This is a genomic window from Streptomyces sp. NPDC004126 (assembly GCF_050275515.1).
Taxonomy (GTDB): domain Bacteria; phylum Actinomycetota; class Actinomycetes; order Streptomycetales; family Streptomycetaceae; genus Streptomyces.
In genome coordinates this window covers 504943-519678 of sequence record NZ_JBNNPF010000001.1, presented here as the reverse complement: position 1 = coordinate 519678, position 14736 = coordinate 504943, and the positions used below count along the sequence as shown (strand labels likewise).

The 14736-nt window shown below is 76.7% G+C and carries 9 protein-coding genes; 6 read left to right on the top strand and 3 right to left on the bottom strand.

The genetic code is table 11. The features are described from left to right. The first annotated feature begins 209 nt into the window (after positions 1-209). The 6 genes from ACQKM2_RS02375 to ACQKM2_RS02350 all read left to right on the top strand — a co-directional run bounded on the left by ACQKM2_RS02375 (position 210) and on the right by ACQKM2_RS02350 (position 10244). Positions 210-3242 (top strand): type 2 lanthipeptide synthetase LanM family protein, encoded by a 3033-nt coding sequence (locus tag ACQKM2_RS02375; RefSeq protein ID WP_427705629.1) that lies wholly within the window; start codon positions 210-212, stop codon positions 3240-3242. A gap of 89 nt (positions 3243-3331) precedes the next feature. Next, entirely contained in the window at positions 3332-3541 is a 210-nt protein-coding gene (locus ACQKM2_RS02370; protein ID WP_427705626.1) for a hypothetical protein, read from the top strand. A 101-nt stretch (positions 3542-3642) separates the two neighbouring features. Then, positions 3643-6594, top strand: coding sequence for a helix-turn-helix transcriptional regulator (locus ACQKM2_RS02365; protein WP_427705623.1), 2952 nt, complete (start codon positions 3643-3645; stop codon positions 6592-6594). 170 nt (positions 6595-6764) lie between these two features. Beyond that, a complete protein-coding gene (locus tag ACQKM2_RS02360) occupies positions 6765-8576 on the top strand; it encodes a BTAD domain-containing putative transcriptional regulator (RefSeq protein ID WP_427705621.1) in 1812 nt (603 codons plus the stop codon). A gap of 276 nt (positions 8577-8852) precedes the next feature. Then, complete coding sequence (locus ACQKM2_RS02355) at positions 8853-9401, top strand: DUF1062 domain-containing protein (RefSeq protein WP_427705619.1); 549 nt, start codon at positions 8853-8855, stop codon at positions 9399-9401. 201 nt (positions 9402-9602) lie between these two features. Further along, entirely contained in the window at positions 9603-10244 is a 642-nt protein-coding gene (locus ACQKM2_RS02350; RefSeq protein ID WP_427705616.1) for a hypothetical protein, read from the top strand. 27 nt (positions 10245-10271) lie between these two features. Here ACQKM2_RS02350 and ACQKM2_RS02345 read toward each other — a convergent pair whose 3' ends face one another. The 3 genes from ACQKM2_RS02345 to ACQKM2_RS02335 are packed head-to-tail and all read right to left on the bottom strand — an operon-like array spanning position 10272 to position 14736. Beyond that, positions 10272-12413 carry a prolyl oligopeptidase family serine peptidase gene (locus ACQKM2_RS02345; protein ID WP_427705613.1) on the bottom strand — a complete coding sequence of 714 codons (2142 nt, stop codon included), beginning with the start codon at positions 12411-12413 and terminating at the stop codon, positions 10272-10274. A gap of 11 nt (positions 12414-12424) precedes the next feature. Further along, entirely contained in the window at positions 12425-13807 is a 1383-nt protein-coding gene (locus ACQKM2_RS02340; protein ID WP_427705610.1) for an MFS transporter, read from the bottom strand. Then, positions 13804-14736, bottom strand: coding sequence for a DUF6895 family protein (locus ACQKM2_RS02335; RefSeq protein WP_427705608.1), 933 nt, complete (start codon positions 14734-14736; stop codon positions 13804-13806). Before ACQKM2_RS02335 ends, ACQKM2_RS02340 begins: the two co-directional genes overlap by 4 nt.

The window sequence follows — 14736 nt, the reverse complement described above, 5'->3', positions numbered from 1 at the left end:
CGACCGGTATCCGACGGGAACGCCCCCCGGCGTGGCACGGAACGGCACGGCGGGGAACGGAACTGCACGGCCCGCCGGAGGCCCGCCGGAGTCCGGACCGCGGCGGGGTGGAAAACATGGGGGGCCCGCCCCCATGTGCGGGGGCACCCCGCGTACCAGGATCGTGCGTGGCGCGGAGCGGTGCGGCGGGGCGGGGTCGAGGAGGGGCGATGGTGGCTGGGCAGGGGCGGTACGGGGGCTCGCTGTCGGCGGTCGGGCGGTGGTGGGAGGCCGGGCTCGTCGGCGGTGGCGGCGGTCGGGGGCGGCCGGACTGGGCCGCGTTCGCCGAAGCGGCGACGGCCGCCGCGCCCGCGGAGGCCGTGGCGCCCGAGGGGGACCATCCGGGGCTGAGCGGCTTCGAGTGGGTGCTGCGGCCGTTCACCGTCCGCGCGGGGGAGCGGCTGGAGCGGCGCGTGTCGGGGCGGGTGCGCGGGCTGGTGGACCTGACCGCCGTACGCGAGGACCTGGAACGGCACCTCGGCGGCAGGCTGGCGCGGGCCGCGGCGCGGACGCTCGTACTGGAGCTGTACGAGGCGCGCGGCGCCGGGCGGCTCGCGGGGGACGACACGCGGGCCCGGTTCCGGGACTTCCTGGGGCGTACCGCGTCCCGGCGCGGTCTGACGGCGCTGCTGGCCGGCCGGCCGGTGCTGGCGCGCATCCTGGGGCGGGCGGCGCTCGACGCGGCGGACGCCGTCGCGGAGGCGCTGGAACGGCTGGCCGACGACCACGGCCCCCTGACCGCCGGCCTGCTGGCGGGGTCCGGCGGGGATCCCGGGCCGCTCGTCGGCATCGAGCCGGGCGCGGGCGACGGCCACCGGGGCGGGCGGAGCGTGATGCTGCTGCGCTTCGCCGACGGGACCCGGCTGGTGTACAAGCCGCGGCCGCTCTCCGTGCACCGCCACTTCAACGACCTCGTCGACTGGTTCAACGCGCTGCCCGGCTCCGTGGACCTGCGCACGCTGCGGCTGCTGGACCGCGGCGACCACGGGTGGGTGGAGTTCGTCGCCGCGCGGCCCTGCGCCTCGGCCGCGGAGGTCGAGGCGTTCTACCGCCGCCAGGGCGCACTGCTGGCGCTGCTCCACCTGGTCGACGGGACCGACCTGCACCACGAGAACCTGATCGCCGTCGGCGCCCACCCGGTGCTGGTCGACGTGGAGACCCTGTTCCACCCGCCGCTGGCGGGCACCGCCACGGAGGACCCCGCCGCCCGCGCGCTCCACGACTCCGTGTACCGGGTCGGGCTGCTGCCCCAACTGCTGGTGGGCGACCACAGCGCCCTGGACGTGTCCGCGGTCGGCGGCGGCCGCGAAGCGGTGTCGCCCGTCGTCCGGGCGGACTGGGCCGACGCCGGCACCGACCGGATGCGCCTGGTGCGCCGGGCCGGGAGGTTCGGCGAGTCCGCCAACCGGCCGCGCCTCGCGGACGGCGGGCCCGTCGAGCCGGCGGCCCACGTCGAGGCGCTCTGCGCCGGATTCCGCGCCGGGTACACCGCGGTCGCCGCGGCCAGGGAGGAACTGCTGCACGGGACAGCCCTGTTGAAGGCGTTCGCCGAGGACGAGGTGCGGGTCCTGGTACGGCCGACCTGGGTGTACAGCACCATGCTCGACGAGTCCACGCACCCCGCTCTGCTGAAGGACGCGGACGAGCGGCAGCGGGTCCTGGAGACCCTGCGGACCGACGCGCTCGGCAGGGTCCTCGCGCCCGGCCTGGTGGACGAGGAGATCGCCCAGCTCTGGGCGGGGGACGTACCGCTGTTCACCGCCCGACCGGGCCGCGACCGGCTGTGGGGTACGCCGGAGCGGCCGCCGGCCGGCCGCACGGACCGGTCCGGGACCGACCGGGTCGCCGCGCGGCTCGCCGCCCTGGACACCGTCGACCGGCAGGACCAGGAGTGGATCGTGCGGGCCGCGATGGCGACGGCCTCCCGCGCTCCCGCGCACCGGCCCGCCCGGGACCGGCGCACCCGCACGGCGGAACGCGCCCCGGAGCCGGAGCGCCTGCTGTCGGCGGCCCGGTCCGTCGGGGACAGGCTGGTCTCCCTCGCCTACCGCGCGGGCCCGCGCAGCAACTGGATCGGCCTGGAGCTCCTGGACGACCGCTACTGGCGGATCGGCCCGATGCCGGCCGACCTGGCGGGCGGGTACACCGGGCCGGCCCTGTTCCTGGCGCAGCTGGCCGCGCTCACCGGGGCCGGGCACTACGCGGAGGCGGCCCGTACCGCCCTGGCGCCGGTGCCCGGGCTGCTCGCCGCCCTGCGCGCCCGGCCCGAGGACCTCGGCGCGGTGGGCTCGGGGGCCTTCTCCGGCCTCGGCGGCATCGCGTACGCGCTGGCCGAGACGGCACGGCTGCTGGACGACCCCGAGGTCGGCTCGTGGGCGTCGGCCGCGCTGCGGCTGGCGGGCGCGGCGGCCCGGTCCGAGGAGGAGTACGGGGTGGGTGCGGGGGTCGCGGGCGGGCTCGTCGCCCTGCTGGCCGCGCACCGGGCCGGTGGCGGTGCCGGGGACGCGGCGCAGGAGGTCTGGCGGGACGCGCGGGCCTGCGCGGACCGGCTGACCGGGGCGACCCCGACGGCCGGGGGGCGGGGCTTCACGACGGGGGCCGCCGGGCTCGGCTGGGCCCTGCTGCGGTTCGCCGAAGCCGAGGCCGAGGCCGCAGCCGAGGGCATGGGCATGGGCATGGGCAAGGGCGAGGGCGACGGCGGCGGGCGGTACCGGGTCGCGGGCCTGTCCGCGCTGCGGGCGGCCGTGGCCGGGGACCCGGAGCCGGACGGAGGCCGGGGGGCGCTGGGCCACGAGGCCCGGGACCCGGCCTGGTGCCGGGGGCGCGCCGGCATCGCGCTCGCCGTGCTGGACGCGCCGGGCGCCCTGGACGACCCGCACCTCGCGGCCTGGTCCCGCAGGACCGTCGAAGAGCTGGGCCGGGACAGGCCGGCCGCCGACGACAGCCTCTGCCACGGCGAGGCCGGACTGTGCGAACTCCTGGGCCACGGCGCGGTCCCGGAGGCGCGCCCGCACTGGATCCGCCGGGCCGGAGCTCTCCTGGGCTCCGCCGAGGAGACCGGTGCCCGCAGCGGCGCCCCCGACGGGGTCGCGCACCCCGGGCTGCTGACCGGGCTGGCCGGGATCGGGCACGGACTCCTGCGGGCGGGGTTCCCGGACCGCGTGCCCTCCCTGCTCCTCCTGCACACGTCCGGCCCGGCCTGACCCCCACCGGGCACCACGACCGCACCACCGCACCACCGCACGGACCGGCACGACCACCACTCCACTCCCGCGGACCCGAAGGACGGACGATGACCATGCAGATCAACGACTCGGTGAGGTACGTCGACGGCAGCGCCGGCACCGAGACCGCGGCCCAGGAGAACCCGGTCGGCGAGGTCGTGTTCGGGACGGGCGGGACGCTGGGGCTGCGCAGCCGGCTGCTCCGGTCGGCGGACTCCGACGCCGCGGCGTTCTCGGTCGACGTGCCCTGGACCACCGGCTCCCTCACGCTGTTCTGACGGGACGGCGGGCACGCCGCCCCGGCGGCGTGCCCGGGCGGCGGAGGCCGGGGTTCCCCGGCCCTTTGCCGTGCCCGAACAAGGTCAAGTAGCCTGCGCCCATGCGAGCGACGTCGTCGGTCATCGTGGGGCGGGACGCCGAGACACGGGTGCTGGACGAGGCCCTGGACAGCGTCGGGAGAGGGGCCGGACGGGCCGTGTTCCTCGTCGGCGAGGCGGGGATCGGCAAGTCGCGGCTGGCGGGCGAGTCCGCCCTGCGCGCGTACGACCGGGACATGCCGGTGCTGCGCGGCCGCGCCACCTCCACCGGGCTCGTCGTGCCGTTCCGGCCGCTGGCCGAGGCGCTGTCCTCCCGGTTCCGGGCGGCGGGCGCCCCGGACGACCCGGAACTCCAGCCCTACCGGCCCGCGCTGGCCGGCCTCGTACCGGAATGGCGGTCCGCCGCGGCGGCGCCCGGATACGCGATATCGCTGGTCGAACTGGCCGAGGCGCTGCTCAGGCTGCTGGCGGTGCTCGGCCGCGAGCGGGGCTGCGTGATCCTCCTGGAGGACCTGCACGACTCCGACACCGAGACGATCGCGGTCGTCGAGTACCTCGTCGACAACGTGGCGGAGCTGCCCGTCCTCCTGGTCGGCACCCTCCGCCCCGACCCCGGCCCGGCGCTGGACCTGGCCCTCGCCGCCGAACTGCGCAACACCGTCGCCCTGCGCGAGCTGGGGCCGCTGGACGGCGCCGCCGTACGGGACATGGCGGCCGCCTGCCTGGACGCCGCACCGGGTGAGGTGCCCCCGGCCGCGCACGCGCACCTCGTGCGGTGGGCCGGCGGGAACCCGTACCTGGTGGAGGTGCTGCTGGCCGACCTGCTGGACACCGGACGGCTCAGCCGGGCAGGCGACGGCTGGCGGTTCGCGGAACAGGGCGGGGCGACGGTGCCTGCGGGCGCGGTGCGCAGCTGGGCGCGCCGGCTGGACCGGCTCGACGAACCGGTGCGCGAACTGCTGCTCGTCGCGGCGACCCTCGGCGGCCGGTTCTCCGTCGGAGCCCTCCGCGCGGTCACCGGACTCGACGACCGGGCCCTGTTCGCCCACCTCAGGTCGGCCTCCGAGGTCGGCATCATCGCCCCGGACGGGGCCGCCCACGACCACTACGCCTTCCGCCACGCCCTGACCGCGGACGCGCTCAGGGCCTCCCTGCCGCCCGCCGAGCAGGCCGCGCTGGCGCGCCGGGCGGCCTCGGCCATCGAGGACTCCGCCGGGGAACTCGCCGGCGAACTCGCCGGGGACCAGCGCCAGCTGGTGGCCACGCTCCGGCTGGCCGCGGGCGACAGGGTGGCGGCGTCCCGGCAGTTCGCCCAGGTCGGCCGGCAGATGCTGGACGCCGGCGCGTCGGGCTCGGCCGCCGTGCTCCTGGAGCGCGCCCGGGGCCTCGCGTCCGACGAGGAGCGGCACGAGGTCACGGTCCAGCTGGCCATCGCCCAGGCCGAGTCCGGGCGGCTCGACGAGGCGGCCGCACTGCTCGACGACCTCCCGCCGGTGCCCGCCGGGTCGCTCGCCGCGGAATTACGGGCCCAGGCGCACACGCAGGTCGCCTGGGTCGCGACCATGGCGGAGCAGAAGGAGGAGGCGCGCCGCCGGATCCGGGCGGCCCGCGCCCTGCTCGGGGCCGCCCCCCGACCGGAGCAGGAGGCGGCGCTCGCCGTGGTCGAGGGCCACCTCGCGCTGCTGCCGGAACGGGACGGCCGGGGCGGCAAGGGCGGCCGCGAGCGGCTCGAAGAGGCGGAACGTTCCGCCCGGTGTGCCGCGCTCACCGCGGAGGAGCGCGGCCGGCCCGTGGTGGCCTGCCAGGCGTGGCAGCTGCTGGCCATGCTGTCCCGGGAACGCGGGTTCGACGAGGCCGACGCCTGCCTGGAACGGATGCTGGCCGTCGCCGAGGAGCACCGGCTCGCCGTGTACCGGGCCGAGGCGCTCGTGCGGCTCGGCACCAACGCGTTCATGCGGACCGGCGAGGCGACCCGCCTGGAGACCGCCCGCACGGCGGCTCACGAACTCGGTTCGCTGGCCCTGCTCCAGGCGGTCGACGGGTTCCTCGCCATGCAGAGCGTGCTGGGCGGCCGCTGGGACCGGGCCCGGGAGATCACCGAACGGTCGGTGGAGGCCAGCGCCCGCCTCCAGAACCTCTCGACGCACCGCTACCTGCTCCTCGTCGACGCCACGCTCGCCGCCCACCGGGGACGAGCCCGGGACCAGGAGAAGGCCCTGCTCAGGTTCCGCCGGGCGGGCGGCGAGGAGTCCATGCTCGTTCCCCTCCAGCGCGGACTGTGCCAGGCCGTGGGCGCGCTGATGGGGGAGGACCGGGACCGGGCGAAGGCCGAGATCGAGGCCGCGCTCGCCTGGGAACGGGAGCACCCGAGCTTCTTCTACCTCAGCGGCCGCTACGGGCTCGGCCCCCTGCTGCGGGTCCTCGACGGCGAGGACACCGGCCGCGAGGCGCACCGGGAGGCGCTGGCCTCCCCCGGCGGCCAGCTCGCCTGGAACCGGATGTTCCTCGACCTGGCGGACGCCGTCCTGCGCGGCCGCGACGGCGACCCCGACGGCGCGCTGCGCGCCGTGGAACGGGCCGGCCGGGCGGCGACGGTGTTCCCGCAGGCCTGGCACCTCGCCCTGCGGCTCACCGCCGAGGCGGCGCTCGCCGACTCCTGGGGGGAACCGGTCGCCTGGCTGCGGACCGCCGAGGAGTACTTCCACGACGCGGGCGTACCGCCGGTGGCCGGCGCCTGCCGGGCCCTCATGCGGCAGGCGGGGGTCAGCGTCCCGCAGCGCCGCGGCGGCCGCGAGCGGATCCCCGCGGGCCTGCGCACCGCCGGCGTCACCCCGCGCGAGTACGAGGTGTTCGTCCTGCTCGCGGAGCGCCCCGGCAACCAGCAGATCGCCCAGAGCCTGTGCATCTCGCCCCGCACGGTGGAGAAGCACATGGCGAGCCTGATGGCCAAGACCGGCTCCCAGGACCGCTCGGCCCTGTGCGCCCTGTCGGCGGAGTCCGCGTACACCCCCTAGTGCGTCCGCCGCCGGGATGGGGGCTCCCCCCGGCTATATGGGGGCCCGGACCCCCATGACGGGGGTACGGGCGGCACGACTCTGCGGGCCCGGCACCGATGTGCGACGGGTACGGGCCGCGGATCATCGAACGGACCGACCGACTCCCGTCACCCACGGAGGTTCGCCCGATGCCGCGTCCGTCCGCGCAGCCCGCAGCGTCGTCCGGCACGCTGAGGTTCTCCGTCCTCGGCCCGCTCACGGTCCACCGGGACGACCGGGCGCTGCCGCTCGGCCCGTTGAAGCAGCGGGTCGTCCTGGCGACCCTGCTCGGCGCGGCCAACAGCCCGGTGTCCGTCGACGCGCTGACCGACGCGGTCTGGCAGGAGGAGCCCCCGCGTACCGCCCGCAAGAACCTCCAGGTGTACGTGAGCGCCCTGCGCGCCCTGCTCGGCGACGACGGCCCGGACCGGCCGCGGCTCACCCACACGGGCGCGGGATACGTGCTGCGCGTGGCCGGCGACGAGCTCGACCTCCTGAGGTTCCGCGCCCTGGTGCGGGCCGCCGAAGGGGAGTCGGCCCGCCCGGCCGCCCGGCTGCTGCGCCAGGCCCTCGACCTGTGGCAGGGGCCGCCGCTGGGCGACGACCTGCGGCAGTCGCCCCGGCTCGCCGAGGAGGCCGAACGGCTGGAACTGCACCGCCTGACGGCCTACGAGGGCTGGGCGGAGGCGGAGCTGGAACTGGGCGGCGCACCCGCGGTGGCCGAAGGGCTGCGCGGACTGGTGGAGCGGCACCCGCTCCGGGAACGGCTGCGCTCCGCCTGGATGTGCGCGCTGAGCGGCTCCGGCCGGCAGGCCGAGGCGCTCGCCGCCTACGACGACTACCGCCAGCTCCTCGCCCGGGAACTGGGCCTGGAGCCGGGTGGCGCCATGGCGGCCCGCTACCGGACGATCCTCGCCGGCGACGACCGGACCGGGACGGGCGCGGCCCCCCGGCCGCGGCCCGTCCGGCCGCCCGCCGCCCTGCCGCCCGACCTCGTCGACCTCACCGGGCAGGGCGAGGAACTGCGCCACCTCACCGGCCTCCTGGAGGACGGGGACGCCGGCCGCGTCGCCCTGCTCTCGGGACCCGCCGGGGCCGGGAAGACCGCCCTCGCCGTGCGGGCCGCCCACCTCCTCGGCGACCGGTTCCCCGACGGCCGGATCTGCGTCGGCCTGCGTGACGCGGACGGCCGCACCCGCCCGCTGCCCGCCGTCCTCGCGGAACTCGGCGAACGGGCCGGCCGGCCCGGGCCGTCCGGGCCCGAGGCGTGGCGCGAGTGGCTGGCGGAGCACCGCGTGCTGGTGGTCCTGGACGACGTGCCCGACGAACGCGCCGTACGGCCGCTGCTCCCGTGCGGCGGGCGGGGCAGGGTGCTGCTCACCGCGCGCGGCCAGCTGGGCGGCCTGGCACCCGTGCACCGGATCCCCGTCCCGCCGCTCGGCACCGCCGAGTCGGTGCAGCTGCTCGCGGGGCTCGTCGGCCAGGGCCGGGTACGGGCCGACCGGGAGGCCGCACTGCGCATCGTGCGGGCCTGCGGCGGGTCGCCGCTCGCGGTCCGGGTGAGCGGGATGCGGCTCGCGGTGCTCCGCCACCTGCCGCTGCGGGAGTTCGCGGACCGGCTCACCGACCCCGCCGGGGCGCTCGACGAACTGACCTCCGGAGACGTGTCCGTCCGGCGGTGGCTGGCCCCCGGCTGGGAGGCGCTGCCCGAGGAGTGGGGCCGGGACGCGGGACGGCTCGCCGCCGGCACCGGGGAGGGCCCCTTCGGCCTTTCCGAGGCGGCCGAGGCCCTCGGCTGCGACGAGCGGCACGCCGTACGGGTGGTGGAGGCGCTCATCGACGCCGGAGTGGTGACCTCGCCCTGCGGCGAGGTCACCGCGCACGCGGCCCAGTACGAACTGCCGCACCTGATACGGATGTACGCGCGCGGCTCCGGACTGGGCACCCCCGTGCTGACCTAGGCGCCTGGGGCCGTGCTCCCCGGCACGGACCTCCTCGTGCGCCACTTCGACCCGCCCGCCCCTTCGTGTCCTGGTCTCCTCGCCCGGCGGGCGGGCGAAAACCGGTGGAGTTGCTCCGCCGTCCGCCGTTACCGTGCTGACGAACCACGTCGTCCAGGCAAGGACATGCCGTTGTACACCCTGTGAGTCCTCCCGAGAGCTGACCTGTCGCGCGTCGCGCCTGTGCGCCGCGCTGCTTCCTGCTGCGGACTTCTCACTGAATACCGGTGTACTCCTGTGCTCACGACCTGGTGGGTCACTCCCACCTGCCTTCCCCTCGTCCGGCGCCGTTGCCACGCGTGCGCGTCCGTCCGGTTCCGGGCGGACGGCAAGTTCCGTGTCAACGCGAACCACAAGCTCCTCGACGCCTGGCTCCTCGTCCTCTGCACCGGCTGCGGTGCGACGGCGAAGCTCACGTTCCTGGAGCGGGCGCACGTGCGCTCCGTCCCGCCCGGGCTGCTGGACCGGCTGCACGGCAATGACCCCGGCCTGGCGGCCGAGCTGCTCCGGGATCCGGTTCTGCAGCGCCGCAACCGCATCGCCCTCGACTGGGACGGCGCCTGGCGCCTGGACACCGGCGGGGCGATGCACATCGGCGCCGAAGCCGTCGACGTCTCGGTCCGCTTCGCGGCGCGGATCCCGGTCCGGCCGCTGCGGCTGATCGCCGAGGGCTTCGGCTTCCCGCGGGCGGAGGCCGAGCGGCTGGCCGCCGAAGGACGGATCGTCTCCGTGGTCCGGCTGAGCGGCAAGCCGGCCGGCGACTTCGGCTTCACGCTCAAGCGCTGAGCCGAAACCCTGCGGCGTCTCGTGGAACCACTGGTTCCACGAGACGCCATCCGGTTCGGCGGGGGCGACGTGGTGCGGACTCGTACCCGTGAACACCGGTGGAAGGGCCGGGGCCGACGTACGGTCGAGCAACCGGGCCGAGCCCGGCGGCGCCGGGGGCGGCCCCTCGACGCCATGACCGGAACAGGAGCGGAGCAGCCGATGCTTCTCTATGCCCAGACCCCAGCGCGGCGGAACCGCCAGATCCTCGCGGACCTGACCGCCCTGGTCGTGATCGCCGGCGCGGTGTGGTTCGCGCTGACCGTCCACGACGCGATCATGCTGCTGGCCGAGCCGGGACGAAAGGTGGAGAGCGCGGGCGAAGGCTTCGCCGACGCCCTTGCCGACGCCGGCGAATCAGCCTCGGACGTACCACTGGTCGGCGGCCTCCTGAAGAAGCCGTTCCAGTCCGCGGCCGATGCCGGCACCGGGCTCGCCGACGCCGGACAGTCCCTGCAGGATGCCGTCGGCCGGTTGGCCACCCTGGCCGCGGTCGTCCTGATCGTCGTCCCCGTGGCCTTCGTACTCCTGGCGTGGCTTCCTCCGCGCCTGCGCTGGATCCGCCGGAGCGCCACCGTCCGAAGCGTCTTCGACGCACCCGGAGGTGCCGATCTCCTCGCGCTGCGCGCCCTCACAGGACCACTGGGCGACCTCCGCGCGGTCCCCGCCCCGCCGGGTGGCCTCGCGGACGCCTGGCGCCGCGGTGACCGTGAAGTCGTCACCGCCCTGGCCGAGATCGCGCTCAGGCGGGCGGGCCTGCGGCAGCCCCGGATTTCGAGCGGGCGGCAGGGAGGAGAACGGTGACGCGGCAGAGCGCGTCGAAGAAGGCCGTCAGGCCGTGTCCCGACCGGGACGCACCGGGGCCGGCAGGCCCACCTGCCGGGCCAGGAAGGCGAGGCACTCGGCCTGCAGGGCGACCGCGCGGGACGCGGACCGGTCGCCGTGGCCGACGCCGCGCTCCAGCCGCAGCAGCACCGGACCGGTGCCCGACGTGGCGTGCTGGAGCGCGGCGCACATCTTGCGGGCGTGCAGCGGATCGGTCCGGGTGTCCCCGTCCGCGGCGACCAGCAGCACCGCCGGGTAGGCCGTCCCGGGCGTGACCCGGTGGTAGGGGGAGTAGCCGAACAGCACCGGCAGCATGGCCGGGTCACCCGCGCTGCCGTACTCGGGCGTCCAGCTGGGCCCGAGCCCGGACCGCTCGTAGCGGACCATGTCCAGCAGGGGGGCCGAGCACACCACGGCCGCGTACTTCTCCGGTTCCCGGGTGAGGGCGGCGCCCACCAGCAGCCCGCCGTTGGAGCCGCCCATGGCGGCGAGGCGCCCCGGCGCGGTCCAGCCCTCCGCGATCAGGTGGTCGCCTGCCGCCGCGAAGTCGTCGAAGGTGTTCGGCTTGTTCTTCCCGCTGCCCGCCAGGTGCCAGGCCTCGCCCTCCTCGCCGCCGCCGCGCAGGCCCGCCCAGGCGAACACCCCGCCGGCCCTGACCCAGGCGAGGACCTGGGCGCGGTACCGGGGCGACATCGTCTTGCCGAAGCCGCCGTAGCCGGTGAGCAGCGCGGGGCGCGGCACGTCCGGGCGGCCGGTCGGGGAGATCACGAACATGCGCACCGTCGTGCCGTCCCGCGAGGGGAAGGACACCTGGCGGGTGACCGCGCCGCCGACGCCCGGGGCGTCCGGGGCGGCGTCCGGGGCGTCGCGCTCCCAGCGCGTCACCCGGCCCGTCCGGGCGTCGAAGCGGAGCACCCGCGGCGGCGTGACGAAGTCGGTGTAGGCGAAGTAGGCCTCGTGGCCGCCGGGCGTCCCGGCGCGGAAGTCGCCGACCGCGCCGGTGCCGGGCAGCGGGACCACGCCGACCTGCCGGCCCTCGACCAGGTCGTGCACGGTCACCTCGGCCACCGTGTTCCGCGTCCAGGCGGCCAGGCCGAGCGGGTGCGCCGGTTCCGGACCGGACAGCACGGTGAAGTGGGTCAGCACCGCGCCGGGCCGTTCGGGGACCACCTCGCGCCAGGCACCGGGGCCCAGGTGGAGCTCGGCCGGCCGGCAGGCCACGACGCGTCCGCGGGCGGCGTCGCGGTCGGTGCGCAGCCACACCGGGTCCCGCGGGCCGCTGCCGGGCACCGCGTACAGGCGGGTGGCGGCGTCCATGCCCTCCTGGACGGGCCGCAGGTCGGGGCGCTCGGGGGGCCCCGCCGACAGGTCGGCCAGGTGGAGGTCGGTGCCGCGGCCGGTGCCGAGCGTGGCCGTGACGGCCAGCCAGCGGCCGTCCGCGGTCACCGAAACACTGTAGAACTGGGTCTTGTCCCGCCCCTCGCCGAAGACCACGGCGTCCGTCGCGGGGTCCGTGCCGACCCGGTGCAGGCACACCCGCCGGTGGTAGCGCCCCTCGCCGGGGTGCAGGCGCGGGTCGAGGTTCCTGACGTAGTAGAACGCCCGGCCGCCGGGCAGCCAGCCGATCGACGACCTGCGCACCCGGTCCACCGGCCCGTCCACGACCTTCCCGGTGGCCACGTCGAGGACCCGCAGCAGCGAGTCCTCCGTGCCGTTCCGGGACACCTGGCAGGCCAGCAGGTCGCCCTCCACGGAGGGCTCCCAGGCGTCGAGCACGGTGCGTCCGGACGGGTCGAGGGACACGGGGTCCAGCAGCACCCGCTCGGTCCCGGCCTCCGCCACCATGAGCACGGGGTGCTCCCGGCCGGCGTCCTGCCGCAGCCAGAACGTCCTGTCGCCGCGGACCCGGGGCGACCGTACGCGGTCCACGGCGTCGATCGCGGCCACCTCGGCCCGCCAGCCTTCCAGGTCCGCCCAGGCCGCCCGTTCCGCCTCGTAGAGCGCGTCCTGTTCCGCGGCCCAGCGGAGCGTCGCGACGGCCTCGGCGTCCTCCAGCGCCCGGTACGGATCGTGGACGCGCACGCCGTGCAGCTCCTCGACGGCTTCCTGCCGTTCGGCGTACGGATAGCGGCGGGGCTCCGGTGTCACTCGCTGCTCCCTCATCTGGGATCGGGCCGGGAAACGGGGTGCGGCGCGGGGGCGGCCTTCGGGGCGTCCTGCCCGGCGGCGGCCTCCGTGCGGGGCAGGGCGGCCATCGCGTAGAAGCCGGCCAGGAGGACGATCAGCCCCGACGCGGCGATGACCGTGTCGACGGGACCGAACCGGAGCCCGCCGAGCGAGCCCCCGGCGTCCCGCAGGACGGATCCGGCGAGCCAGCCGGACAGGGCCGCGGAGAGCATCGACGCCAGCCGCGTCACCGGGTAGAACACGGCCGTCACCCGGCCCCGGTACTCCGGGGGCGCCGCCGCGAGCAGCAGCGGCGACATCGCGGTGTTCAGCACGGTGAGCGGAACGGTGAACACGAAGAGCAGGGCGACACCGCCCGGGAAGGAGGTCTGCCGGGAGTAGGCGACCAGCAGCACACCGCTCACCAGCAGGGCGGTCCAGGTGGTCCGGCGCGCCCCCAGCCACTGCACCACGCGGCCCCCGGCCAGCGCCCCGGCGATGCCGCCCGCCCCCATGGCCATGCCGAGGTATCCGTAGAGGCGGGCGTCCGCGTGGAGGTTGTCGGTGGCGAAGAAGACGTTGAGGGTGCCCAGCGCCCCGATCCCGAACTGCCCTATGACGGAGAGCAGGAGCAGCGCGACCAGGAACCGGCTGCCGGCGAAGAAGCGCAGTCCGTCCGCGAACTCCCGCCGCAGCCCCGCCCCTTGCCGCCCGGCGGGCCGTCTGGGGCCGGCCGTGCCGGCCGTGCCGGCCGTGCCGGGCCCGGGGACGCGGATGGCGCGGATCGCGGCGTAGGACACCGCGTACGTCAGCCCGTTGAAGAGCAGGGCCCACTGCAGCCCGGCGCCGAACAGCAGCGGTGCGGCGAGCGGCGGACCGACGATCCAGGCCGTCTCGCCCGTGGCCTGCCCGATGCCGGCGGCCCGCGCGCGGTCGGCGTCCCCGGTCACCAGGTCGGCGAGGACGGCGAAGCGCGCCGGGGAGAAGAACTGGCCGGCCGTGTGGAGCAGGAGCACGGTCGCGTAGACCAGGCCGAGCCAGACGCCGGCCGGGAGGGCGTCGGCCGGCAGGAAGGCGGCGGCCGTGAGCACGGCGACCAGCGCGCCGCGCACCACCTCGGAGCGCAGCATGGTGGCGCGCTTGTCCCAGCGGTCGACGAACACGCCCGCGAGCGGACCGACGACCAGCACGGCGACGCTCGACGCCATCACGATGCCGCTGACCGCGAGCGGCGCCCACGGCTCGTCCTTCGCCAGCACGGTGGCCACCCACAGCACCAGCGTCGTGCTGAAGACGGCGTCCCCGACGGACGACACGGCCTGGCCGACCCAGAGCCGGGTGTAGTCGCGGTTGATCAGGGTCAGCCGCGGTGTCACGACGGCCTCGGCGACGAGACGGCCAGCGCCATGAGGGCGGTGACCAGGGTCGTGTGGTACGCCCTGCGGAAGAACTCCCGGCCCGGCGCGCACGGCGTCGCCGCGAGCGCCGCCGACCGCCCGGGGAGGGCCCCGTCGGGCCGCTGGGCCCGCAGCAGACAGCCCACGGCCGCGGCTCCGGACGGCGTGTCCAGCGGATCGAGCCCCAGGATGAACAGGGTGAGGACCAGCTCCGCGGCCAGGTCCCACAGGTCGTGCCCGACGCAGTGGCGCAGCAGCCGGTCGACCAGGTCCAGGGCGTGCGCCGACGCGTCCCCGGTCAGCCCGGGGGAGGTCCGGCCGAAGTCGCCCAGGTAGAAGGCGGTGTGCGTCACGGCGTACGCCTGCGGGACGGTGAGCGGTGCCCCGTCCGGCGACGCGGTGTCCCCGGGCCCGGCGGGGCGGAGCGCGAGGAGCGGGCTGTGCGGCAGGAGTTCGGCGTACGGCTCGACGGTGTGGGGGACCCCGGCCTTGTCCGCGTAGTGGCGGATCTCGATGCGCTGGTAGGGGGACTTCCCCCGCGGCGAGAGGAACCCGGGGTCGATCCCGGCGAGCGCCTCCCGGACCTGCGTGCCGTCGATCCCGTCCGGGGCCAGTGCGGCGCAGGCCAGCCCGTACGCGGACGCGTACGCGGGGACGGCGGCGAACAGCGGCGGCAGGGCCGGGTCCTGCCAGACCTCGCGGACCAGGGCCGCGGCCCCGTCCAGTCCGTCCGCAGGGCCGGCCGGCCGGGCCGCGCAGTGGCAGAGCAGCGCCAGTTCCAGCGCCGCCTTCGCCCTGCCCTGCGGCGCCGCGGACCGGGCGTCCGCGGAGAACGGGTCGAAGTGGTCCAGGTTCGCGGCCAGCCAGCCGAGCGCGCCCGAGGACAGCCGCTCCAGGGGGGAGGACAT

Excerpts from the sequence above, each read along its gene's own strand:
- ACQKM2_RS02375 (WP_427705629.1), top strand. The coding sequence starts at position 210 with ATGGTGGCTGGGCAGGGGCGGTACGGGGGCTCGCTGTCGGCGGTCGGG.
- ACQKM2_RS02370 (WP_427705626.1), top strand. The coding sequence starts at position 3,332 with ATGACCATGCAGATCAACGACTCGGTGAGGTACGTCGACGGCAGCGCC.
- ACQKM2_RS02365 (WP_427705623.1), top strand. The coding sequence starts at position 3,643 with ATGCGAGCGACGTCGTCGGTCATCGTGGGGCGGGACGCCGAGACACGG.
- ACQKM2_RS02360 (WP_427705621.1), top strand. The coding sequence starts at position 6,765 with ATGCCGCGTCCGTCCGCGCAGCCCGCAGCGTCGTCCGGCACGCTGAGG.
- ACQKM2_RS02350 (WP_427705616.1), top strand. The coding sequence starts at position 9,603 with ATGCTTCTCTATGCCCAGACCCCAGCGCGGCGGAACCGCCAGATCCTC.
- ACQKM2_RS02335 (WP_427705608.1), bottom strand. The coding sequence starts at position 14,736 with ATGTCCTCCCCCCTGGAGCGGCTGTCCTCGGGCGCGCTCGGCTGGCTG.